This window comes from Pseudomonas sp. EA_65y_Pfl2_P74, from assembly GCF_963970575.1.
Classification (GTDB): Bacteria; Pseudomonadota; Gammaproteobacteria; order Pseudomonadales; family Pseudomonadaceae; genus Aquipseudomonas; species Aquipseudomonas baetica_A.
The window spans coordinates 1-22,313 of the sequence record NZ_CAXAOQ010000040.1 but is presented as its reverse complement, the minus strand read 5'-3'; the positions used below and the strand labels follow the sequence as shown (position 1 = coordinate 22,313).

21 protein-coding genes and 1 pseudogene are annotated in these 22,313 nt (G+C 57.7%); 16 read left to right on the top strand and 6 right to left on the bottom strand.

From position 1 onward, the window contains the following. Nucleotides 1-25: 25 nt before the first annotated feature. Nucleotides 26-958 (bottom strand): lipid A biosynthesis lauroyl acyltransferase, encoded by a 933-nt coding sequence (locus AACY18_RS25590; protein ID WP_339433955.1) that lies wholly within the window; start codon nt 956-958, stop codon nt 26-28. A gap of 117 nt (nt 959-1,075) precedes the next feature. On the opposite strand from AACY18_RS25590, the gene minC reads away from it, so the two are divergent. The 8 genes and pseudogenes from minC (at nt 1,076) to AACY18_RS25550 (ending at nt 8,999) form a co-directional block, all read left to right on the top strand. After that, nucleotides 1,076-1,813 carry a septum site-determining protein MinC gene (gene minC, locus AACY18_RS25585; RefSeq protein WP_339433954.1) on the top strand — a complete coding sequence of 246 codons (738 nt, stop codon included), beginning with the start codon at nt 1,076-1,078 and terminating at the stop codon, nt 1,811-1,813. A gap of 169 nt (nt 1,814-1,982) precedes the next feature. Beyond that, entirely contained in the window at nt 1,983-2,795 is an 813-nt protein-coding gene (gene minD / locus AACY18_RS25580; RefSeq protein ID WP_007913953.1) for a septum site-determining protein MinD, read from the top strand. Beyond that, nucleotides 2,795-3,049 carry a cell division topological specificity factor MinE gene (minE, locus tag AACY18_RS25575; protein ID WP_007940845.1) on the top strand — a complete coding sequence of 85 codons (255 nt, stop codon included), beginning with the start codon at nt 2,795-2,797 and terminating at the stop codon, nt 3,047-3,049. Before minD ends, minE begins: the two co-directional genes overlap by 1 nt. A 91-nt stretch (nt 3,050-3,140) precedes the next feature. Further along, complete coding sequence (locus AACY18_RS25570) at nt 3,141-3,776, top strand: RluA family pseudouridine synthase (RefSeq protein WP_007960625.1); 636 nt, start codon at nt 3,141-3,143, stop codon at nt 3,774-3,776. A 49-nt stretch (nt 3,777-3,825) separates the two neighbouring features. After that, nucleotides 3,826-4,927, top strand: a pseudogene (locus AACY18_RS25565) (hypothetical protein). Between the two features lie 178 nt (nt 4,928-5,105). Continuing rightward, nucleotides 5,106-6,395, top strand: coding sequence for a M18 family aminopeptidase (locus AACY18_RS25560; protein ID WP_339433951.1), 1,290 nt, complete (start codon nt 5,106-5,108; stop codon nt 6,393-6,395). 196 nt (nt 6,396-6,591) lie between these two features. Further along, complete coding sequence (locus tag AACY18_RS25555) at nt 6,592-6,768, top strand: hypothetical protein (RefSeq protein ID WP_339433950.1); 177 nt, start codon at nt 6,592-6,594, stop codon at nt 6,766-6,768. A gap of 77 nt (nt 6,769-6,845) precedes the next feature. After that, nucleotides 6,846-8,999 carry a mechanosensitive ion channel family protein gene (locus tag AACY18_RS25550; protein WP_339466477.1) on the top strand — a complete coding sequence of 718 codons (2,154 nt, stop codon included), beginning with the start codon at nt 6,846-6,848 and terminating at the stop codon, nt 8,997-8,999. Between the two features lie 62 nt (nt 9,000-9,061). On the opposite strand, the gene AACY18_RS25545 is transcribed toward AACY18_RS25550, so the two are convergent. Then, nucleotides 9,062-9,775, bottom strand: a complete 714-nt coding sequence (locus tag AACY18_RS25545) for a UTRA domain-containing protein (protein ID WP_339433948.1) — start codon at nt 9,773-9,775, stop codon at nt 9,062-9,064. A gap of 351 nt (nt 9,776-10,126) precedes the next feature. Between AACY18_RS25545 and AACY18_RS25540 the strand changes: the two genes are divergently transcribed. From AACY18_RS25540 to AACY18_RS25515, 6 genes are all read left to right on the top strand, one after another. Further along, entirely contained in the window at nt 10,127-11,194 is a 1,068-nt protein-coding gene (locus AACY18_RS25540) for an ABC transporter substrate-binding protein (protein WP_221734243.1), read from the top strand. 99 nt (nt 11,195-11,293) lie between these two features. Beyond that, nucleotides 11,294-12,100: an alkaline phosphatase family protein gene (locus AACY18_RS25535; RefSeq protein ID WP_221734244.1), complete on the top strand. Its 807-nt coding sequence runs from the start codon at nt 11,294-11,296 to the stop codon at nt 12,098-12,100. A 5-nt stretch (nt 12,101-12,105) separates the two neighbouring features. Further along, nucleotides 12,106-12,942 carry an ABC transporter permease gene (locus AACY18_RS25530; protein ID WP_339466495.1) on the top strand — a complete coding sequence of 279 codons (837 nt, stop codon included), beginning with the start codon at nt 12,106-12,108 and terminating at the stop codon, nt 12,940-12,942. After that, nucleotides 12,929-13,729: an ABC transporter permease gene (locus AACY18_RS25525; RefSeq protein WP_339433946.1), complete on the top strand. Its 801-nt coding sequence runs from the start codon at nt 12,929-12,931 to the stop codon at nt 13,727-13,729. The genes AACY18_RS25530 and AACY18_RS25525 overlap by 14 nt, the downstream gene beginning before the upstream one ends. Beyond that, the gene (locus AACY18_RS25520) at nt 13,726-14,715 is read left to right on the top strand and encodes an ABC transporter ATP-binding protein (RefSeq protein ID WP_339466473.1); all 990 of its coding nucleotides are present in this window, start codon (nt 13,726-13,728) and stop codon (nt 14,713-14,715) included. Before AACY18_RS25525 ends, AACY18_RS25520 begins: the two co-directional genes overlap by 4 nt. Before the next feature lie 34 nt (nt 14,716-14,749). Beyond that, nucleotides 14,750-15,403, top strand: coding sequence for an HAD family hydrolase (locus AACY18_RS25515; protein ID WP_339433944.1), 654 nt, complete (start codon nt 14,750-14,752; stop codon nt 15,401-15,403). 116 nt (nt 15,404-15,519) lie between these two features. On the opposite strand, the gene AACY18_RS25510 is transcribed toward AACY18_RS25515, so the two are convergent. Continuing rightward, entirely contained in the window at nt 15,520-16,482 is a 963-nt protein-coding gene (locus AACY18_RS25510) for a zinc-binding dehydrogenase (RefSeq protein WP_339433943.1), read from the bottom strand. A 138-nt stretch (nt 16,483-16,620) separates the two neighbouring features. Here AACY18_RS25510 and AACY18_RS25505 point away from each other — a divergent pair, with 138 nt between their 5' ends. Further along, entirely contained in the window at nt 16,621-18,705 is a 2,085-nt protein-coding gene (locus tag AACY18_RS25505) for a carboxy terminal-processing peptidase (RefSeq protein WP_339433942.1), read from the top strand. 134 nt (nt 18,706-18,839) lie between these two features. Continuing rightward, nucleotides 18,840-20,630 carry a bifunctional diguanylate cyclase/phosphodiesterase gene (locus AACY18_RS25500; RefSeq protein WP_339466472.1) on the top strand — a complete coding sequence of 597 codons (1,791 nt, stop codon included), beginning with the start codon at nt 18,840-18,842 and terminating at the stop codon, nt 20,628-20,630. Between the two features lie 66 nt (nt 20,631-20,696). Here the strand turns inward: AACY18_RS25500 and AACY18_RS25495 are convergent, their stop codons facing one another. The 3 genes from AACY18_RS25495 to AACY18_RS25485 all read right to left on the bottom strand — a co-directional run. Continuing rightward, nucleotides 20,697-21,227, bottom strand: coding sequence for a hypothetical protein (locus tag AACY18_RS25495; protein ID WP_339466471.1), 531 nt, complete (start codon nt 21,225-21,227; stop codon nt 20,697-20,699). Beyond that, on the bottom strand, nt 21,224-21,592 hold the full coding sequence (locus AACY18_RS25490) for a hypothetical protein (RefSeq protein ID WP_339466470.1): 369 nt from the start codon (nt 21,590-21,592) through the stop codon (nt 21,224-21,226). The genes AACY18_RS25495 and AACY18_RS25490 overlap by 4 nt, the downstream gene beginning before the upstream one ends. Further along, nucleotides 21,592-22,313 (bottom strand): RHS repeat-associated core domain-containing protein (locus AACY18_RS25485; RefSeq protein WP_339466469.1); only part of this gene is annotated, 722 nt, incomplete at its 5' end. The genes AACY18_RS25485 and AACY18_RS25490, both read right to left, overlap by 1 nt.

Sequence of the window (22,313 nt, the reverse complement as noted above, 5' to 3'; positions counted from 1 at the left end):
CTCCATGGTGTTTAAAGAAATGGGTTCAACCGCGTTTGGCGTACAACTTCGGCTCGCCCGGTGGGCGGCTCTTGAAGCGACGATGCGCCCACAGATATTGCTCGGGGCAGGCACGCAACGCACTCTCGACCCACTGGTTGATACGAATACAGTCGGCTTCTTCAGTCTCGCCGGGGAAGTCTTCGAGTGGCGGGTGGATCACCAACCGATAACCGCTGCCGTCCGCCAGACGTTCCTGCGTGAACGGCACCACCAGCGCTTTGCCCAACCGAGCAAATTTGCTGGTCGCGGTCACGGTCGCGGCTTGAATGCCGAACAGCGGCACAAAAATACTCTGTTTGGCACCGTAGTCCTGATCCGGTGCGTACCAGATCGCCCGACCCGAGCGCAGCAGCTTGAGCATGCCGCGCACGTCCTCGCGCTCCACCGCCAGTGAATCGAGGTTGTGCCGCTCGCGGCCCCGACGCTGAACGAAGTCGAACAACGGGTTTTTGTGTTCGCGGTACATGCCATCGATGGTGTGCTGCTGGCCGAGCAAGGCCGCGCCGATTTCCAGCGTGGTGAAATGCGCGGCCATCAGGATCGCGCCCTTGCCCTCACGATGAGCCTTTTGCAAATGCTCAAGGCCTTCGACGTGGGCCAGTTTCGCCAGCCGTTCACGAGACCACCACCAGCTCATCGCCATCTCAAAAAAGGCGATGCCGGTGGAGGCGAAGTTTTCCTTGAGCAGACGCTTGCGTTCGGCGGCGGATTTTTCCGGGAAGCACAGTTCAAGATTGCGCTTGGCGATACGCCGCCGGTCGCCCGCCACGCGATACATCAACGCGCCCAGAACTCGACCGATGGTCAGCAATGCCGGATACGGCAATTGCACGATCAGCCACAAAAGCGCCAGACCGCACCAGAGCGGCCAGAAGCGTGGAGAAAGAAATGCTGTTCGAAAACGCGGGCGATCCATTAAAGCTTCCGTAAATACAGTGGCCGCGCATTCTACATCGTTCGACCCGGCTTGCGGCTCGTCGGCGTTCTCGTTATAAGTCTCGGCACTTTTAGTGACAAGCCGTTGTATGCCGACATGAGCCAAACCGAACCGTTAGACCAAGATCCCGTATTTCAGCTCAAGGGCAGCATGCTGGCCATCACTGTGCTGGAACTGGCCCGTAACGACCTCGAAAACCTCGATCGGCAGTTGGCCGCCAAAGTCGCCCAGGCGCCGAATTTTTTCAGCAATGCACCGCTGGTTCTGGCACTGGACAAGCTGCCGCCGAGCGAAGGCGCGGTCGATCTGCCGGGGCTGATGCGCGTATGCCGTCAGCATGGCCTGCGCACCCTGGCGATTCGCGCCAGCCGCATCGAAGACATCGCCGCTGCCATCGCCATCGACATTCCGGTACTGCCGCCGTCCGGCGCCCGTGAAAGGCCGCTGGAACCCACTGAAGCCGAAGTCAAAAAGAAACCGGAAAAACCGCCGGAGCCGACCATCAAACCGACCCGCGTCATCACTACGCCAGTGCGTGGTGGCCAACAGATATATGCCGAGGGTGGCGATTTGGTAGTGGTGTCCTCCGTCAGTCCGGGGGCGGAACTTCTGGCCGATGGCAACATCCATGTATACGGCCCAATGCGCGGTCGTGCGCTGGCTGGCGTCAAAGGTGACACCAAGGCACGGATTTTCTGTCAGCAATTGAGCGCTGAACTGATCTCCATCGCCGGCCACTACAAGGTTTCCGAAGACCTGCGTCGCGATCCAATGTGGGGCTCGGGCGTCCAGGTCAGCCTGTCGGGCGACGTGTTGAACATCATTCGGCTTTAACGGATACTGCCGCATTTTCCAAGCATCTCTAAAACGTAGCGAAAACGGCTCAAACGAAGTAGGAAAAAGGCCAAAAGCCGAATTCCAGCCAAGGCTGTCCGACTGCAGTAGTTTTCAAGAGATGTTTTTCAGGGGCTAAAAAGTCCTTCTTCCTTAGGGGTGAAACACCTTGGCCAAGATTCTCGTGGTTACATCCGGCAAGGGTGGTGTGGGTAAGACCACCACCAGCGCCGCTATCGGTACCGGCCTCGCTCTGCGCGGCCACAAAACAGTGATCGTCGACTTCGACGTGGGCTTGCGTAACCTTGACCTGATCATGGGTTGCGAGCGCCGCGTGGTGTATGACTTCGTCAACGTGGTCAACGGCGAAGCCAACCTGCAACAGGCTCTGATCAAAGACAAACGTCTGGAAAACCTCTACGTACTGGCCGCCAGTCAGACCCGCGACAAAGACGCGCTGACTGTCGAAGGCGTGGAAAAAGTCCTGATGGAGCTCAAGGAACAATTCGAGTTCGTGGTCTGCGACTCCCCGGCGGGCATCGAGAAAGGCGCGCACCTGGCGATGTACTTCGCCGACGAAGCGATCGTCGTGACCAACCCGGAAGTGTCCTCGGTACGAGATTCGGACCGCATGCTCGGCCTGCTGGCCAGCAAATCGCGACGCGCCGAACGTGGCGAAGACCCGATCAAGGAACACCTGCTCATTACCCGCTATCACCCGGAGCGAGTTGAAAAGGGCGAAATGCTCGGCGTCGAAGACGTCAAGGAAATCCTCTCGGTCACCCTGCTCGGCGTGATCCCGGAATCCCAAGCGGTGCTCAAGGCATCCAACCAGGGTGTGCCGGTGATTCTCGACGACCAGAGCGATGCCGGTCAGGCCTATAGCGATACCGTCGACCGCCTGTTGGGCAAAGAAAAAGCCCACCGTTTCCTCGATGTCGAGAAGAAGGGATTCTTCGAGCGACTTTTTGGAGGTAGGTAATGAACCTTTTTGACTTCTTTCGTGCCAACAAAAAGCCAAGTACCGCCTCGGTAGCGAAAGAGCGTCTACAGATCATCGTGGCGCATGAGCGCGGCCAGCGCAGCACGCCGGACTACTTGCCAGCCTTGCAGAAAGAGCTGGTCGAAGTGATCCGCAAGTACGTCAACATCGGCTCCGATGACGTGCATGTAGCGCTGGAAAACCAGGGCAGTTGCTCGATTCTGGAACTCAACATCACCCTGCCTGATCGCTGAGTCGATCCAGCAGGAACGACGGCGGTTCAGGGCCATTCCGACAGTGGAATGGCCCTGAACCGCCGTTGGCATTTGTTACGAGGCTGTTTTAATGCCGTTGTCCAACATCCGCATCATCCATCAGGACGCCGCCGTACTGGTGGTCGACAAGCCAACCCTGCTGCTCTCGGTGCCCGGTCGCGCCGATGACAACAAAGACTGCCTGATTACCCGCCTGCAGGAAAACGGCTACCCGGAAGCGCGCATCGTCCATCGCCTGGATTGGGAAACGTCCGGCATCATTCTGCTGGCCCGTGACGCCGACACCCATCGCGAACTGTCGCGCCAGTTTCACGACCGCGAAACCGAAAAGGCCTACACCGCGTTGGCGTGGGGTCAACCGGAACTGGACAGTGGCAGCATCGACCTGCCGCTGCGCTACGACCCGCCGACCAAGCCGCGTCATGTGGTCGACCACGAATTCGGCAAACATGCGCTGACCTTCTGGCGCGTTTTGGAACGTTGCGGCGACTGGTGTCGCGTCGAACTGACGCCAATCACCGGCCGCTCGCACCAATTGCGCGTACACATGCTGTCCATCGGTCACCCGCTGCTCGGTGATGGCCTCTACGCACATGAGCAAGCCCTGGCCGCCTGGCCACGCCTGTGCCTGCACGCCAGCATGCTCAGCTTCACCCATCCGCAAACGGGCGAACGTCTGCGCTTCGAGTGCCCGGCACCGTTCTAAGTACTGTTTGAGTACCAGTGCTGTAGTTAAGACAAGGATTTAGTTTCGAATGAATTGCATTGATCCCTTGGTGCCTTCCCTCAGAAAAGTTCGCCACCAACTGCTTTACCTGGTCTATGGCAATCAGGATGTGTACCGACGCGAAGCCAAGTTCAGCATCCTGACCGCGCTGTCCCATGCCAAAAACGGCGAGCGTCCAGCCATCAGGATTCTGACCGATCGGCCCGAAGACTACGCCGACTGGCCGGTCGACACCGTGCTGCTGGACGAGGCGACACAGACCCGCTGGCAAGGCACTCACGGCTATCACCACCGACGCAAAGCCTGCGCCATCGCCGCCGGTATGCAGTGGGCGCAAAAGACCCTGTTCGTCGACACCGACACGCTGTTCACCAGCCACCCGAGCCGCCTGTTCAAATTCATCGAGCCGAGTCGCTCGGTGATGGATCGCTTCGAATACGACTGGAAAGATGTGCACCAGCGCACCGCCTATCAAAAACTGGGCCGAGACTTACGCAGCCACGGAGTGACGCCGGACAACGGTTTCAAACTCTACAACAGTGGTTTGTGTGGCGTGACCTGTAGTGATTCGGCGCTGTTCGAAGAGTCGATCCGCCTGATCGATGAATGGACCCGCGATGGCTTCGAAATCCACACCATCGAATAGATCGCCCTGTCGTATGCCATGCGTGGCCGTCAGGTGGTGGAGGCGCGCCAACACGTTTATCACTACTTCGCTGAAAAACGCTTCTTCCATGGGATGCATGCGTACTTCTTCTCTCAACATGGTGAACAGTTCAGCCAACGCCTGGTGGATCTGTGTACGGATGTGCCGAGCGTCAAACCGTTTCCGTCCGCTTGGCAGCGCTTTAAAATCAAATGGAGACTGCGCCACCTCAAAGGCCCTCTGCGCAAGGTCGGCCGCGACCTGCTGTATGGCAGCGCCATACCCGAGGTATCAGTATTACAGCGCATGCCGACACGAATGGTGGGAATGTGCCTCGCGGGAAATACTGCGCTGGGACGAAAGCCGTCAGAAAAAACTGCTGAGCCACAACCGCTGGCCGCAAGAGCTGCCGCGTCCGAATAAACCGGAAGACGAAAAAATCATCATGAGCTACCTGAAAAACAGCCTGGCCGCCGCCCGGTGAACCCTACCTTCCCCTTGTGAGAGCAAGCTTGCTCGCGACAGCAGTGTGTCTGTCGAATCGACGTCGACTGACCTGACGCTTTTGCAAGCAGGCTTACTCCCCCGGGTATCGATTTCAGTCCGCGCCAATTCCCGAGCCGATGCGTTAAACTCCCGCCCACTGCTGTCTGGAGTTTCTTATGCGCGAAGAGTTGAACCAAGGCCTGATCGACTTTCTCAAGGCCTCCCCTACCCCGTTCCACGCCACTGCCAGCCTTGTTCAACGTCTGGAGGCCGCCGGTTTTGTGCGCCTCGACGAGCGCGAGCCATGGACCACCGAAGCCAACGGTCGCTATTACGTCACCCGTAATGACTCCTCGATCGTCGCGATCAAAATGGGCCGCCACTCGCCTTTGCATGGCGGTATCCGTCTGGTCGGCGCGCACACCGACAGCCCATGCCTGCGGGTCAAGCCGCAACCGGAACTACAGCGCCAGGGTTTCTGGCAACTGGGTGTCGAAGTCTACGGCGGCGCCCTGCTCGCCCCGTGGTTCGACCGTGACCTGTCGCTGGCCGGCCGCGTGACCTTCCGCCGCGACGGCAAGGTCGAAAGCCAGCTGATCGACTTCAAAGCACCGATCGCGATCATTCCCAACCTGGCCATTCACCTCAACCGCGAAGCCAATCAAGGCTGGGCGATCAATGCCCAGACCGAATTGCCGCCGATCCTCGCGCAGTTTGCCGGTGACGAGCGTGTCGACTTCCGCGCCGTGCTGACCGATCAACTGACCCGCGAACATGGTCTGAATGCCGATGTGGTGCTCGATTACGAGCTGAGCTTCTACGACACACAAAGCGCTGCGGTGATTGGCCTCAATGGTGATTTCATTGCCGGCGCCCGCCTGGACAACCTGTTGTCGTGCTACGCCGGCCTGCAAGCCTTGCTGACTGCCGAAACCGACGAAACCTGCGTGCTGGTGTGCAACGACCACGAAGAAGTCGGCTCCTGCTCGGCGTGCGGCGCCGATGGCCCGATGCTGGAACAGACCCTGCGCCGTCTGTTGCCAGAAGGTGACGAGTTCGTTCGCACCATTCAGAAATCCCTGCTGGTCTCGGCCGATAATGCCCACGGCGTACACCCCAACTATGCCGACAAGCACGACGCCAACCATGGCCCGAAACTCAACGCCGGCCCGGTGATCAAGGTCAACAGCAACCAGCGCTACGCCACCAACAGCGAAACCGCCGGGTTCTTCCGCCATCTGTGCATGGCCGAAGAAGTGCCGGTGCAAAGCTTCGTGGTGCGCAGTGACATGGGCTGTGGCTCGACTATCGGCCCGATCACCGCCAGCCACTTGGGCGTACGCACGGTCGATATCGGCCTGCCGACCTTCGCCATGCACTCGATCCGCGAACTGTGCGGCAGCCACGACCTGGCGCACCTGGTCAAAGTGCTGAGCGCGTTCTACGCCTGCCGCGAATTGCCATAACAGCGTTAAAAGCTTCGCGAGCAAGCCCGCTCCCACACTGGAATGCATTTCAAATGCGGGAGCGGGCTTGCTCGCGAAAGCGCCAGTTCGGGGAATACCGACTTTTCCTTGCTGCGACTCAATTCTGACTCACATCACCCCGACTCAAACAAAACCGACCTAGACTTGAATCATCCCCTCCGACAAGGCAGTCACCATGATCTCAATGTCCTCCTTCCACGCCATGCTCATTCCCATCCTGTGCGCAATGATTCTGCTGGCCGTCGGCTTCAACTTCCGCGACAAGAACATGGGTGTGTTCGCGATGTGGGTCGGCATGCTGATGATCCTCGCCACCGTGGTTTACAAGATCCTCGCCAAACTCAACGAATAAATCCGCGTCCGGCTCGCATTGAGTAATGCGCCCTCGTACACTCCAGCGAATCCGCCCCTTGCGAGGTTGACCGCCTAGTGTTCGCTCGTCTTTTTGCTTTGCCCAGTCTGTTCTTCATTTGCCTGATGACGCTACTGCCCATGGCACCGGCGCAAGCGGTCGGTCTGCCGGGCCTGCTCAACACCACCAAGGCCCAACCCGAAGCTCAGGAACCGCTCGACCAGTCGCTGGACGAAGTCATCAGGTCGCTGGAAAACGACAAGCAACGTGCGCAGTTGCTGAGCGATTTGAAGAAATTGCGCGATGCCACGAAAAAAGCCCAAGCCTCTCCCGAAGAAGGCGTACTCGGGTTGATCGGCGGCACGCTGGCCAATTTCGAGAAGCAGTTTTCCGGTGCCGACAGCCCGGTCAACCGCTGGTCCAACGAGTTCGATCTGGCCAAGGATGAGCTCAAAGCCCTGATGCTGCCGGCCAGTGAATGGCTGCCGATCATCTTCGGCTTCGCCGTGATTCTGATGCTCTGGAGTCTGCTCGCCGCCGCGCTGATCTGGCTCGGTCATCGGGTACGCATGCGTTTCGGTCTCACCGAAGAACTGCCACAGCATCCCAAGGCCCTCGACATGCTGCGCTTCGCACTGCGCAAACTCGGGCCATGGCTGATTGCATTGGTCATTACCGTCTACATGAGCTACGCCCTGCCATCGTCACTGGGCAAAAGTCTGGCGATGGTGTTGGCCTATGCGCTGGTGGTCGGCACCTGTTTCTCGGCGATCTGCGTGATCGCTTTTTCCGTGCTCGACGGTCCGCACCGTCATCGCGCGTTGTACATCCTGCGCCATCAGGCGTTTCGCCCACTGTGGCTGATCGGCAGCTTCGCCGCCTTCGGCGAAGCGCTGAACGATCCGCGCCTGATCGAGAGTCTCGGCGTGCATCTTGCGCATACCGCTGCAACGGTTACCAATGTCCTTGCGGCACTCTCTACCGGGTTATTCATCCTGCGTTTCCGCCGGCCGATCGCGCACCTGATTCGCAACCAACCGCTGTCACGCCGCCTGACCCGCCGCGCCCTGAGCGACACCATCGAAATCCTCGGTACCTTCTGGTACGTGCCAGCACTGGTGCTGGTCGGCATCTCGCTGTTCGCCACTTTCGTCTCCGCCGGTGACACCAGTACCGCGCTGCGCCAGTCGCTGCTCTGCACCGTGCTGTTGGTGTTGTGCATGGTCATCAACGGGCTGGTGCGCCGCCATTCGCTCAAACCCCCACGCGGGCCGAAACGCCATGCGTTGTATTCCGATCGCTTGAAGAGCTTTTTCTACACCCTCGCCCACCTGCTCGTGTGGCTGGTGTTCATTGAGCTGGGGCTGCGCGTCTGGGGCATGTCGCTGATCGGTTTCACCGAGGGCGAAGGTCACGATATCAGCGTCAAACTGTTCAGCCTGATCGGCACGCTGATCTTCGCCTGGCTGATCTGGATACTCAGCGACACCGCCGTGCACCACGCCCTCACGCGCTCGCGCAAAAGTCTGGCCAACGCACGCGCGCAAACCATGATGCCGCTGATCCGCAACGTCCTGTTCATCACGATTTTCATCATTGCGCTGATCGTCGCCCTGGCGAACATGGGCATGAACGTCACGCCACTGCTGGCCGGTGCCGGTGTGATCGGTCTGGCCATCGGTTTCGGTGCACAGTCGCTGGTGGCAGATTTGATCACCGGCCTGTTCATCATCATCGAAGACTCCCTGGCCATCGATGATTACGTGGATGTCGGCGGTCACCTCGGCACCGTCGAAGGCCTGACCATCCGCACCGTGCGCCTGCGTGACATTGACGGCATCGTCCACACCATCCCGTTCAGCGAAATCAAAAGCATCAAGAACTATTCGCGGGAATTCGGCTACGCGATCTTCCGCGTGGCAGTGCCGTACAACATGGAAATCGACGACGCGATCAAGCTGATGCGCGAAGTCGGCCAGAAAATGCGCACCGACCCGCTGCAACGCCGCAACATCTGGTCGCCACTGGAAATTCAAGGTGTGGAAAGTTTCGAATCCGGCAGCGCGATTCTGCGCGCCCGCTTCAAGACCGCGCCGATCAAACAGTGGGAAGTTTCCCGAGCCTTCAACCTGTCGCTCAAGCGACATCTGGATGAGGCAGGACTGGATCTGGCGACGCCGCGGATGAGCGTGCAAGTGATCACTGCCGGCGGTGGTCAGCCGAAGGAATAGCGCTTAAGCAGCGGATATTCACCCCATCAACAAGAACCTGATCGGCCCAGAGGCCGCCAAGATCAAACCACATCAACACCGACGTGAATCGCATCATGGCGCCAAAACTCCAGATCACAATCAATCAAGCGCTCATGCTGGTCATAATTGACCCGAGCAATCCGCAGTCCCGGGCTCCCCACCGACACCTTCAAAGCCGCCGCCGCATCAACAGACAACGACGTAGGCACAATCTCGAAGCGCACCCGTCCATAGTGCAAATCGTAATGCCGCGCATACAACTCGGTAATCGACTGATTCAAATCGAACTCAAGGATTCCCGGAAAAAACCGCGGGTTCAAATAGTGCTCCACATAAAGCACCAACCGCCCATCAATGCGCCGCGACCGGCAAATCTGAATCACGCTCGACAGCGCCGGTAACTGCAACCACGCACATACCGCCGCCGACGCCGGCTGCAGTCGTGCCGAAATCACCTCGGTCGACGGCACCCGCCCCTGCGCACTGACCATCGCGTGAAAGTGGCTGCGCTGCATCAGGTTGTACGCCAGACGCGGCGGCGAGACGAACCAGCCACGCCGCTCCTCACGATAAATCTGCCCCTGCGCCTCCAATTGCAACAAGGCCTCACGCACCGTAATGCGGGTCGTGCCGAACAACTCACTAAGCTTGCGCTCGGCCGGCAACTTGCTGCCGGGAGCCAACAGCCCGTGGTCGAGCTGCTCCTGCAGGATTTGCCCAATGGCTGTCACCGCTTTTGTTGCCTCATCGCGCATCAACGTTACCTATCTGGACTAGACCAGCACTGTTTCGGGGCAAAACCGAACGGCCAATGAACCGTTTGAGTGTGTAGCAAGCCTAGGCAGTGCAGATGACCGAGAGATGACAAAACTGCCCAGCGGTCGCTCTCACGACTTGCAATACACCGGCCAGTTTCCCTGCCCTGCGGGGCTTTGAGCATGGTCTACGCTTACTTGGCACTCGCCGATCCAGGGCAAATAAAGGGTCTTGCGCAAGGCCATCGACATCAAAGTGTCATCCAGCACCCTTAAATTGGCTCAGGTATTGCTGACCTAGACCAACACAAACCGCAATCGCAGCGTTGAACACGACCAAGGAGCTTCGTAATGAAACAGCTTTTCCTGGCAACACTGTTAGGCTCGACCATCGCAATGTGTACAGCCGCCATGGCGGCCGACACCGACCTGAAAACCCTCGAAGCCGCTGCGAAAGCGGAAGGCGCCGTCAACAGCGTCGGCATGCCCGATGACTGGGCCAACTGGAAAGGCACCTGGGAAGACCTGGCCAAGACCTACGGTCTGAAACACATCGACACCGACATGAGCTCGGCCCAGGAAATCGCCAAATTCGCCGCCGAGAAAGACAACGCCAGCGCTGACATCGGCGACGTCGGTGCTGCCTTCGGCCCGATCGCGGTCAAGCAAGGCGTAGTGCAACCTTACAAGCCAAGCACCTGGGATCAAGTGCCTGCATGGGCCAAGGACAAGGACGGCAACTGGGCACTGGCCTACACCGGCACCATCGCGTTTATCGTCAACAAGAAGTTGCTGCACGGCTCCGAAGTGCCGACCAAATGGGCTGACCTCAAGGGCGGCAAATACAAGGTGTCCATCGGCGACGTGAGCACCGCTGCACAAGCGGCCAACGGTGTACTGGCTGCGGCACTGGCCAACGGCGGCGACGAGAAAAACATCCAGCCTGCCCTGCTGATGTTCGCAGACATCGCCAAGCAAGGTCGTTTGTCGATGGCCAACCCGACCATCGCCACCATGGAAAAAGGCGAAATCGAAGTCGGCGTGGTCTGGGACTTCAACGGCCTGAGCTACAAGGCCAAGATGGCCAACCCGGATGACTACGTGGTGCTGATCCCGTCTGACGGCTCGGTGATTTCCGGCTACACAACCATCATCAACAAGTACGCGAAAAACCCGAACGCCGCCAAGCTGACCCGCGAATACATCTTCAGCGACGCTGGCCAGACCAACCTTGCTCGCGGCAACGCCCGTCCAATCCGCGCCGAACACCTGCAACTGCCGGAAGACGTGAAAGCCAAACTGCTGCCGAACGAGCAGTACAAAAACGTCACCCCGATCAAAGACGCCGATGCGTGGGAAAAAACCTCCAAATCTCTGCCACAGAAGTGGAACGAAGAAGTCATCGTAGAGATGAAATAACCCTGTAGCTCACCACAACTGGATCCACCAGGGATCCAGCTGTGGGAGTGGATCGAGTTGATTGAGAGTTTTTGAAAATTTCGCGGAGTTTTTGCCCCTATGAAGCACAACGTCATCCTTGTCGTGCTCGACGGTCTCAACTACGAGGTCGCACGTCACGCCATGGGGCATCTGCAGGCTTACGTTGGCGCAGAACGCGCCGCGCTCTACCAGTTGGAGTGCGAGTTGCCGGCCCTGTCCCGACCGCTTTATGAATGCATCCTCACCGGCGTGCCGCCCATCGACAGCGGCATCGTCCACAACAACGTCTCGCGCCTGTCCAATCAGCGCAGCATCTATCACTATGCTCGCGACGCCGGCCTGAAAACCGCCGCAGCGGCCTATCACTGGGTCAGTGAACTGTATAACCGCTCGCCGTTCGAGGCCGCCCGCGACCGTCACACCGACGATCCATCGCTGCCGATCCAGCATGGGCATTTCTACTGGAACGATCACTACCCGGATTCGCACCTGTTCGCCGACGCCGAAAACCTGCGCCTGCGCCATGCGCCGAACTTCCTGCTGATCCATCCAATGAACATTGACGACGCCGGCCACAAGCACGGCCTCGACACCCCGCAATACCGCAACAGCGCGCGCTCGGCGGACATCATCCTCGCCGATTATCTACAGGCTTGGCTCGATGCCGGTTATCAAGTGCTGGTGACCGCCGACCACGGCATGAACAATGATCGCTCGCACAACGGTTTGCTCGCGGAAGAACGCCAAGTGCCGCTGTTCGTCCTCGGCGACGCCTTTAGCCTCAATGCTGACGCCGCGCCAAAGCAGACCGACATCTGTGGCACCGTCTGCGAACTGCTCGGCGTGCCACACGACAAACCCGTCTGCCGGGAGTTACTCAAGTGAACGCGATGAATCGTGGTAAATGGCTTGCTGTGCTGTGCCTGGTGCCTTTCGCAGTGTTCTTCATCGTGTTCGAAATCGCCCCGCTGGTCTGGGTGATGATCAACAGTCTGCAATCGGAAGAGTTTGGTTGGGGCCTGGAAAACTTCACCAAGATCTTCAGTTCGAAGTTCTATCGACAGGCGATCCAGTACAGCCTTGAGATCAGTTTCTGGTCGAGCGTATTCGGCATCATCATCGCCGTGCTCGGAGCGTACTCCCTGCGCCAGGTCGATTCGAAACTGCGCAATTTCGTCAATGCCTTTGCCAACATGACCAGCAACTTTGCCGGCGTGCCTCTGGCCTTCGCGTTCATCATCCTGCTCGGTTTCAACGGCAGCATCACCCTGATGTTGAAGCAGACCGGAATCATTCAAGACTTCAATCTGTACTCGAAAACCGGGCTGATCATCCTGTACACCTACTTCCAGATTCCTCTCGGTGTACTGCTGCTCTACCCAGCCTTCGACGCCTTGCGTGAAGACTGGCGCGAGTCGGCTTCGCTGCTGGGCGCCAACGGCTGGCAGTTCTGGCGACACATCGGTCTGCCGGTGCTGACCCCGGCGCTGCTTGGCACGTTCGTGATCCTGCTGGCCAATGCCCTTGGCGCCTACGCCACGGTTTACGCCCTGACCACCGGTAACTTCAACGTGCTGCCGATCCGCATCGCGGCGATGGTCTCCGGCGATATTTCGCTCGATCCCAATCTGGCCAGTGCGCTGGCCGTGGTGCTGATAGCGCTGATGACCATCGTCACCGTCGTGCATCAACTGCTGCTGAAGAGGAGCTACCATGTCTCGCGCTGAATCCGGCCCGGCCGGTCTCTACCACCGCGTCGTGGTCTACCTGTTGTTTGCCATTCTGTTGCTGCCGCTCGCCGGAACGCTGGTCTACTCGATCGCCAGCAGTTGGTCGGCGACGATCCTGCCCAGCGGTTTCACCTTCAAGTGGTACATCCAGTTGTGGAGCGATCCGCGTTTCCTGCACGCGTTCGGTCAATCATTGCTGGTGTGTGTCGGCGCGCTGGTGCTGTCGGTGGTGCTGATTCTGCCGCTGCTGTTTGTGGTGCATTACCACTTTCCGAAACTCGATGCCCTGATGAACATCCTGATCCTGCTGCCCTTCGCGGTGCCTCCCGTGGTGTCCTCGGTCGGCTTGTTGCAGTTGTACGGTTCCGGGCCGATGGCGATGGTCGGCACGCCCTGGATTCTGATCGGTTGCTACTTCACCGTGGCACTGCCGTTCATGTACCGGGCGATTACCAACAACCTGCAAGCGATCAACCTGCGCGACCTGATGGACGCCGCACAACTGCTCGGTGCAAGCACCTTTCAGGCGGCGTTTCTGGTGGTGCTGCCCAATCTGCGTAAAGGGCTGATGGTGGCCTTGTTGCTGTCGTTCTCGTTCCTGTTCGGCGAGTTCGTGTTCGCCAACATCCTCGTCGGCACGCGCTACGAAACCCTGCAGGTTTACCTCAACAACATGCGCAACAGCAGCGGCCACTTCACCAGTGCGCTGGTCATCTCGTATTTCTTTTTCGTGCTGGTCCTGACCTGGATCGCCAACATCTTGAACAAGGACAAAAGCCAATGAGCTATGTCAGCGTCCAACATCTGCAGAAAAACTATTCTGGCACCACGGTTTTCAGCGACATCAACTGCGAAATCAACAAGGGCGAATTCGTCACCCTGCTCGGCCCGTCCGGTTGCGGCAAATCCACGCTGCTGCGTTGCATCGCCGGCCTGACGCCGGTCGATGCCGGCAAGATCCTGCTCGATGGCGTCGATATCGTGCCGCTGAGCCCACAGAAACGCGGAATCGGCATGGTGTTTCAAAGCTACGCGCTGTTCCCCAACATGACCGTGGAACAAAACGTCGCTTTTGGTTTGCGCATGCAAAAGGTCAATGCCGACGACAGCCACAAGCGCGTCACCGAAGTGTTGAAACTTGTTGAGTTGAACGACTTTGCCCGCCGCTATCCGCATCAATTGTCCGGAGGCCAATGTCAGCGTGTCGCCCTCGCCCGCTCGCTGGTCACTCGCCCGCGCCTGTTGCTGCTGGATGAACCGCTGTCAGCCCTTGATGCGCGCATTCGCAAACACCTGCGCGAACAGATCCGTCAGATCCAGCGCGAACTCGGCCTGACCACGATCTTCGTCACCCACGATCAGGAAGAAGCCCTGACCATGTCTGACCGGATTTTCCTGATGAACCAGGGGAAAATCGTCCAGAGCGGCGACGCCGAAACCCTGTACACCGCGCCGGTCGATCTGTTCGCCGCCGGCTTCATCGGCAACTACAATCTGCTCGATGCTGACAGCGCCTCGAAACTGCTGCAACGGCCGATCCACCACCGCATCGCGATTCGCCCGGAAGCCATCGAACTGAGCCTCAATGGCGAACTCGACGCACAGATCCGCAGCCACAGCCTGCTCGGCAATGTCATCCGTTATCGGATCGAAGCCCGTGGCGTCGAACTGGTGGTGGATGTACTCAACCGCTCGGCGGCCGATCTGCACCCGGACGGTCAGCGTCTGGCGCTTTCCATCGATCCGACGGCCCTGTGTGAGGTAGCCTGATGACTTCGCTGAAGTTGAAGAGAGAACTGCACTGATGGCCCTGGCAATTTTTGATCTGGACGAAACCCTGATCCACGGCGACTGCGCCACCCTCTGGAGTGAGCAGATGGGCCGTTTGGGCTGGGTCGATCCCGAGTCGTTCATGCGCAAGAACAACGAACTGATGGACGCCTACAGCCATGGCAAACTGCGCATGGAAGACTACATGGCGTTCAGCCTGGAGCCGTTGATCGGCCGTTCGCCGGAAGAAGTCGAACATCTGGTTGGCCCGTGGGTGGAAGACTTCATCGAGCCGATCATTTTCAGTGACGCCACCAAAACCATCGCCGCCCATCGCAAGGCGGGCGACCGGATTCTGGTGATCTCGGCGTCGGGCACCCATCTGGTCAAACCGATTGCCGATCGACTGGGCATCGACGAGATTCTAGGCATCGAACTGGACCTGGCGCACGGCGTGTACAGCGGCCAGACTGTCGGCACCCTGACCTACCGCGAAGGCAAGATCACCCGCCTGCTGGAATGGCTGGATGCTGAGGAAGAGAACCTGGAAGGTGCGAGTTTTTATTCCGACTCACGCAATGATCTGCCGTTGTTGCTGAAGGTGGATTTCCCGCATGTGGTCAATCCGGATCCGGTGTTGCTTGAACACGCCGAAAAGGCCGGCTGGCCAATTCATCTCTGGAAGTAAACATAGATCCAAATGTGGGAGCGGGCTTGCTCGCCAAGGCGGTGGATCAGTCAATAATCTATCGACCGACACTGCGCTTTCGCGAGCAAGCCCGCTCCCACAATGGTTGTGTGGTATCAGCTCAGACTGTCATCAATCACCAACACCACCTTCCCCGCCACGGTATTGCTCGCCAGCTCGGCAAACGCCGCCTCGGCATCCTTGATCGGGAAGGCCTTGGCCAACTGCGGGCTCAACCGCCCTTCAGCGAACAATGGCCATACATGCTGGCTCAGGTCACTGAACAGATCGGCCTTGAACTGATCGTCACGACTGCGCAATGTCGAGCCCAGCAGTTGGACACGCTTGGCCAACACCTGCGCCAGGTCCAGCTTCGCCTCACGGCCGCCCATCAAACCGATCAACACCCAACGCCCATCCAATGCCATCAACTTGAGATTCAGCGCAGAGTAATTGCCGCCCACCGGATCGAGGATCACATCGAACGGACCGAAGTCGCGCAGGCTTTCCAGATCATCGGTACGCACCACCCCGCCCTGGGCCCCCAGCGCCTCACAGTAAGCCAAACGCTCGGTCGAGCCGACGCTGACCCAACATGGGTTGCCAAACGCCTTGCACAGCTGAATAGCGGCTGAACCAATTCCACTTGCCCCGGCGTGCAAGAGAACTTTCTCACCCGGTTTGAGCGCCGCAAGTTGAAACACATTCAACCAGACGGTTGCGTAAACCTCGGGCAATGCCGCAGCCTCGACCAGCGAAACACCCTCAGGTACCGGCAATACGTGACGCCCGTCGACCACCACCTCTTCGGCCATCCCGCCCCCAGCCAACAAGGCGCAGACACGATCACCGACCTGCCACGAACTGCCCGCACCGACCTCGCTGATGACCCCGGAGCACTCAAGACCCAGCACTTGGCTGGCCCCTGGCGGCGGCGGATAAAGCCCTGCCTTTTGCAATAAGTCGGCACGATTAAGGCCGGCTGCCGCCACTCGGATGCGAACTTGTCCTACATCGCACGTAGGACTCGCCTCTTCAACCCATACCACTTGACCTTCAACGCCTTGCAATGCCTTCACAGTGCCTCCATAGTGAGTCTGGACTGAGCCCGAAGCTGTAGCGCCGGGCTTTTTGCATTATGCGACCGGCTCTTGTAGATCCGGCGACTTCAAAGACGGCCTAATATGCGTTATCAATTGTCCCCGCGTCGAATCAGCATGAAGCATTTGCTCCCCAGCACCGCCCTCGCTCTTTTTATCGGTATCGGCCTGTTGCCGGTGTCGGGCAATACCTTCGCAGCCAACAGCTGGGACAAGTTGCAGCCTGATCGCGATGAGGTCATCGCCAGCCTGAACGTCGTCGAGTTGCTCAAGCGCCACCACTACAGCAAGCCGCCGCTGGACGACGCGCGCTCGGTGATCATCTACGAGAGCTATCTCAAGCTGCTGGACCCATCGCGCAGCTACTTCATGGCCAGCGACATCGCCGAATTCGACAAGTGGAAGACCCAGTTCGACGACTTCCTCAAAAGCGGCGACCTCAACGCCGGGTTCACCATCTACAAGCGCTATCTGGACCGCGTCAAGGCGCGTCTGGACTTCGCGCTTGCCGAGCTGAACAAAGGCGTCGACAAGATGGACTTCACCACCAAGGAAACCTTGCAGATCGATCGCAAGGACGCCCCTTGGCTCAAATCCACAGCAGAACTCGACGACCTGTGGCGCAAACGGGTCAAGGACGAAGTCCTGCGGATGAAGATCGCCGGCAAAGAGCCGAAGCAGATCCAGGAAACCCTGACCAAGCGCTACAAGAACCAGTTGGCGCGCCTGGACCAGACCCGTCCGGAAGACATCTTCCAGGCGTACATCAACACCTTCGCCATGTCTTACGATCCGCACACCAACTATCTGTCGCCGGATAACGCGGAAAACTTCGACATCAACATGAGCCTGTCCCTCGAGGGCATTGGTGCAGTGTTGCAGAGCGACAACGATCAAGTGAAAGTCGTGCGCCTGGTGCCAGCAGGCCCTGCCGACAAGACCAAGCAAGTCGCACCGGCCGACAAAATCATCGGCGTTGCGCAGGGCAACAAAGAGATGGTCGACGTGGTCGGCTGGCGTCTGGACGAAGTGGTCAAACTGATCCGCGGCCCGAAAGGCACCGTGGTGCGCCTGGAAGTGATTCCGGCGAGCAATGCGCCGAACGACCAGACCACCAAGATCGTCTCGATCACCCGTGAAGCGGTGAAGCTCGAAGATCAGGCCGTGAAGAAGTCCATCCTCCATCTGAAACAGGACGGCAAGGACTACAAGCTTGGGGTCATCGAGATCCCGGCCTTCTACCTCGACTTCAAGGCGTTCCGTGCCGGTGATCCGGACTACAAGAGCACCACCCGCGACGTCAAGAAACTGCTGACCGAGTTGCAGAAAGACAAAGTTGACGGCGTGGTCATCGACCTGCGCAACAACGGCGGCGGCTCTCTGCAGGAAGCCACCGAGCTGACCAGCCTGTTCATCGACAAGGGCCCGACCGTACTCGTGCGTAACGCCGATGGCCGCGTCGACGTGCTTGAGGATGAAAACCCGGGTGCCTTCTACAAAGGCCCGATGGCGCTGCTGGTCAACCGCCTGTCCGCATCGGCTTCGGAGATCTTCGCTGGTGCCATGCAGGACTATCACCGCGCGCTGATCATCGGTGGCCAGACCTTCGGCAAAGGCACCGTGCAGACCATTCAGCCGCTCAACCACGGCGAACTGAAACTGACCCTGGCCAAGTTCTACCGGGTTTCCGGCCAGAGCACCCAGCATCAGGGCGTACTGCCGGACATCGACTACCCGTCGCTGATCGACACCAAGGAAATCGGCGAGAGTGCTCTGCCGGAAGCCATGCCATGGGACACCATCAAGGCAGCAATCAAACCGGCGGCCGATCCGTTCAAGCCCTACCTGGTGCGACTCAAGTCCGAGCATGATACCCGCTCTGCAAAAGACGCCGAGTTCGTGTTCATCCGCGACAAGCTGGCACTGGCACAGAAGCTGATGGAGGAGAAAACCGTCAGCCTCAACGAGACCGAGCGCCGCGCCCAGCATGCCGACATCGATGCCAAGCAACTGGTGATGGAGAACATCCGTCGCAAGGCCAAGGGCGAAGAACCGCTCAAAGAGCTGAAGAAAGAAGACGAAGACGCTCTCGCCGCAGCCGATCCGGACAAAGTCAAACCGGAAGACGACGCCTATCTGGCCGAGACCGGCCGGGTTCTGCTGGATTACTTGAAGCTGAGCAATCAGGTGGCGAAGAAGTAAGGTGATGGCAATTTAATGCTGACGATCCCCGGATCGTCATCAAACAGTCATCATTCTGTCGTGCAATAAAGGACTGGGAGCCACTCTCTTCAACGAGAACGCTCCCAGTCCTTTTTTTATCGCCAGAGATCGCCATGACCACGACCGAACAGCTGAGTGCCTTGAGCTCGATCCTGACTCAAAGCGGTTTAAACAGCCTGTTCCAGCCGATCATTTGCCTCTCCGAGCGACGTATCCTTGGCTACGAAGCCCTCACCCGTGGTCCGTCCAATAGCCCTCTTCACTCGCCCATCGCGCTGTTCGCGGTGGCGCGTCAGGCCGGTCGTCTAAGCGAACTGGAAATCGCCTGCCGACAAAGCGCTTGCCGTCGCTTCAACGAGCAGCAATTACCGGGCAAGCTGTTTCTCAATGTCTCGCCGGAGTCCTTGCTCGAAGCAGCGCATCAGCCAGGGCGGACACTGCAATTGCTGCAAGACTTCGGGATCCCGCCGAGTCAGGTGGTGATCGAACTCACTGAACAAACCCCGATCGATGACTTCCAGTTGCTGCAAACCGCTTTGCATCACTATCGGGCGATGGGGTTTTCGATTGCGCTGGATGACCTCGGTGCCGGGTATTCCAGCCTGCGTCTATGGTCGGAACTGCGTCCGGATTACGTGAAGATTGATCGACACTTTATCGACGGCATTCATCAGGATGCGCTGAAGCGAGAGTTTGTCGGCTCGATCCTGCAAATCGCCAAAGCGTCCCGGGCACAGGTCATTGCCGAAGGCATCGAACTGCCGGAAGAGTTGGCGGTGTTGACCGAAATGGGGGTCGATCTGGTGCAGGGTTACTTGCTGGGACGTCCACAGGAGCACCCGCCCCGAGATGCCCGCGCCCTGATGCCCAAGCACGACAGCAGCGCCGTGGCCCTGAACGACGAAGGCAGCGACCTCAGCGCCCTGCTCAACGACCAATCGGCCGTACCGCGCGACACACCCACCGCCACCGTGCTGGAAGCCTTCCGTCGCCAAGCCAACCTCAACTCACTGGCAGTACTCGACGAACAAGGCCAACCGTGCGGCATCGTCCATCGTCATTCCCTCTCGGATGCTCTGCTCAAACCGTTCGCCACCGACCTGTTCGCACGCAAACCCATCAGCCGACTGATGAACGACGACTTCCTGGCCGTGGAGATGAGCCAGTCGCTGCAACAGGTCAGCCGCCTGATCACCAGCCGTGCCCGTCAGCGCATCGAAGAAGACTTCATCATCACGCTCAACGGCAGCTACCTCGGCCTCGGCCGCGTGATCGACGTACTCAAACTGATCACCGAACTGAAAATCCAGCAAGCCCGCTACGCCAACCCGCTGACCCTGCTGCCCGGCAACGTGCCGATCCAGCAATGCCTGACGCGCCTGCTGCAACAGGGCCGCGAGTCGGTCATCTGCTACGTCGACATCGACAGCTTCAAACCCTTCAACGACATTTATGGCTATGGGCGCGGTGACGAAGTCCTGCTGTGTCTGGCGCAATGCCTAAACGAGCGCGTCGACCCGTCGCGCGACTTCGTCGGCCATATTGGCGGCGACGACTTCCTCCTGGTCCTTGGCCCCGAGGATTGGCGCAAACGCCTCAATCAACTGCTCGATGATTTCCAGAGCCAATGCCGGCGCTTCTATCGCCCCGAACACCTCGAAGCTGGCTGTTTCATCGCACCGAATCGCCAAGGGGTGCGGCAGGAGTTTCCGCTGTTGTCGCTGTCCATCGGCGTCGTGCATCTACACCCCGAAGCCTGCGCACAACTCGATGCTAGTCAACTCGCGGAAATGGCATCGCAGGCCAAGCATCATGCGAAGAATGTTCCGGGGTATAGCGTGCATGTGATTGATAGCCTCACTGCGTCCGATCTACATCCTCCACAACTAATCGGCCAACGCTGATTCCCACAGCCCCCCCTCCCTGTGGGAGCGGGCTTGCTCGCGAAGGGGCACTTCATACATCCTCAATTAGTTTCTGACTATTTTTTCAAAACTACCTTGTGGGTCATCAAACAGCTTCAAATCGAATCGCGCTACACAACCATGATAGAAATCACTGACAAGACTTATCCTGTCTTGTCGAAAAGCCATTAGCTGCTTATAAATAGACTCGATGGCTGGATCATCAGACTTAATCATTGAATCAATAACTTTACACTTTTCGAACACGCGACCCGCATCTACCATCACATTCTCCAAATACACTTCGCGACTTTCAAGACAGATCAATCTCGAAAAATGAAACGGTAAGCCTCGCCCCATCCTAAAAACATCACAAAGACTAAGAACCAAAATGCATGTAAAATACAAGCGCTCCCTACAATTTGGATTTGATATTAGCTCCAGCAAACCTGCGTCTCCGCATTCGCTCAAAACATTTAGATCCACTGCATCGGGATCCTCACTATACTGATCGCCAAATAGCTCCGCATTCGATTCGCCGCGAGTCCATCGCTTAAAGTCGTTGAATGTCCACCTTCCCTCAATGACCTCAATCATTGATCAGTCCCAATGTTTGAGCTTTCAAGCTGATACCGCTTCAAACAATTAAGTAAAACCTGCATGAATCGCCGCTGATTTATAACATCCTCATCAAAATAGGTAGTCATTCGTCCAAATACACGATCAAAATTGTCATCCTCTTTTAAAAAATGGGCGACGGTCTCCGTTAGAGATACCTGTTCTTGAGTGGTATAATCTAAAAACTCAGATTTCAAAAGAGTATCAAACAGATCAGCAAGCTCTTTATCATCGTTCACATCCTTAGAAACTATAATTTTCTCCCTCTCATCATTCCTTGTATTTTCTATATCAAAAACAAAAAGCAAATTTTTTATATCTACAATTTTATATTTATTTTTCATCAGTCAAAATCCGTATATGAGGTTTTAACTCGCCCACTTGGTTCAAGAATGACAACTGCCTTTGTTTGCTTTCCATAGTCAAGACCTCCACGCTTGTATCCTTCACCGATGACCTTACCCATATCAATTGGCCGTTTTGATATTTGTAGATTCGTATATCGGAGAATCAGTTGTGCTCTGTAAATAGCATTCAGCTGATCTCTATGACTTAAGAAGTGTGTTGCAGCCGTTGGAATCATAGGCTGTCCTCTCCTCCTCCCACTATTGTAAGTTTCCACGGTTCCTGTGGTTGGGTTTTTGGCTGAGGTCGATCTTTCATACTGAGAATTCAAAGTGGTTTGAGTGCCATGCTTTTCCAGAAAATGCTCTCCATTTGTTGGATCCTCCATCTCATGTAACCGCCTATAAGCATTTTCTTCGCCTAGCTCATCAATCCTCGCTCGTCGCTCCTGTGCAGTCATCGCTGGCAGTGGAGGATGTCCTTCGTCAACTATCACACAACCAGCGCTGTACTCCATTGGACGACGAGGCGGTTTCGGCGGCGGACAATTGGAACTCAACCCCAACGGATCCACCCACCCCGTCGGATTCGGCACATACCGATACTGATTCAACCCACCCGCCAACTTCACCGGGTCCGGTGTCAGATACCTGCCCAGCCGTGGGTCGTAATACCGGTGCCGGTTGTAATGCAGCCCGCTTTCCCCATCGAAATACTGAC

Excerpts from the sequence above, each read along its gene's own strand:
- AACY18_RS25590 (WP_339433955.1), bottom strand. The coding sequence starts at position 958 with ATGGATCGCCCGCGTTTTCGAACAGCATTTCTTTCTCCACGCTTCTGG.
- minC (WP_339433954.1), top strand. The coding sequence starts at position 1,076 with ATGAGCCAAACCGAACCGTTAGACCAAGATCCCGTATTTCAGCTCAAG.
- minE (WP_007940845.1), top strand. The coding sequence starts at position 2,795 with ATGAACCTTTTTGACTTCTTTCGTGCCAACAAAAAGCCAAGTACCGCC.
- AACY18_RS25570 (WP_007960625.1), top strand. The coding sequence starts at position 3,141 with ATGCCGTTGTCCAACATCCGCATCATCCATCAGGACGCCGCCGTACTG.
- AACY18_RS25560 (WP_339433951.1), top strand. The coding sequence starts at position 5,106 with ATGCGCGAAGAGTTGAACCAAGGCCTGATCGACTTTCTCAAGGCCTCC.
- AACY18_RS25555 (WP_339433950.1), top strand. The coding sequence starts at position 6,592 with ATGATCTCAATGTCCTCCTTCCACGCCATGCTCATTCCCATCCTGTGC.
- AACY18_RS25545 (WP_339433948.1), bottom strand. The coding sequence starts at position 9,775 with ATGCGCGATGAGGCAACAAAAGCGGTGACAGCCATTGGGCAAATCCTG.
- AACY18_RS25540 (WP_221734243.1), top strand. The coding sequence starts at position 10,127 with ATGAAACAGCTTTTCCTGGCAACACTGTTAGGCTCGACCATCGCAATG.
- AACY18_RS25535 (WP_221734244.1), top strand. The coding sequence starts at position 11,294 with ATGAAGCACAACGTCATCCTTGTCGTGCTCGACGGTCTCAACTACGAG.
- AACY18_RS25530 (WP_339466495.1), top strand. The coding sequence starts at position 12,106 with ATGAATCGTGGTAAATGGCTTGCTGTGCTGTGCCTGGTGCCTTTCGCA.
- AACY18_RS25525 (WP_339433946.1), top strand. The coding sequence starts at position 12,929 with ATGTCTCGCGCTGAATCCGGCCCGGCCGGTCTCTACCACCGCGTCGTG.
- AACY18_RS25520 (WP_339466473.1), top strand. The coding sequence starts at position 13,726 with ATGAGCTATGTCAGCGTCCAACATCTGCAGAAAAACTATTCTGGCACC.
- AACY18_RS25515 (WP_339433944.1), top strand. The coding sequence starts at position 14,750 with ATGGCCCTGGCAATTTTTGATCTGGACGAAACCCTGATCCACGGCGAC.
- AACY18_RS25505 (WP_339433942.1), top strand. The coding sequence starts at position 16,621 with ATGAAGCATTTGCTCCCCAGCACCGCCCTCGCTCTTTTTATCGGTATC.
- AACY18_RS25500 (WP_339466472.1), top strand. The coding sequence starts at position 18,840 with ATGACCACGACCGAACAGCTGAGTGCCTTGAGCTCGATCCTGACTCAA.
- AACY18_RS25495 (WP_339466471.1), bottom strand. The coding sequence starts at position 21,227 with ATGATTGAGGTCATTGAGGGAAGGTGGACATTCAACGACTTTAAGCGA.
- AACY18_RS25490 (WP_339466470.1), bottom strand. The coding sequence starts at position 21,592 with ATGAAAAATAAATATAAAATTGTAGATATAAAAAATTTGCTTTTTGTT.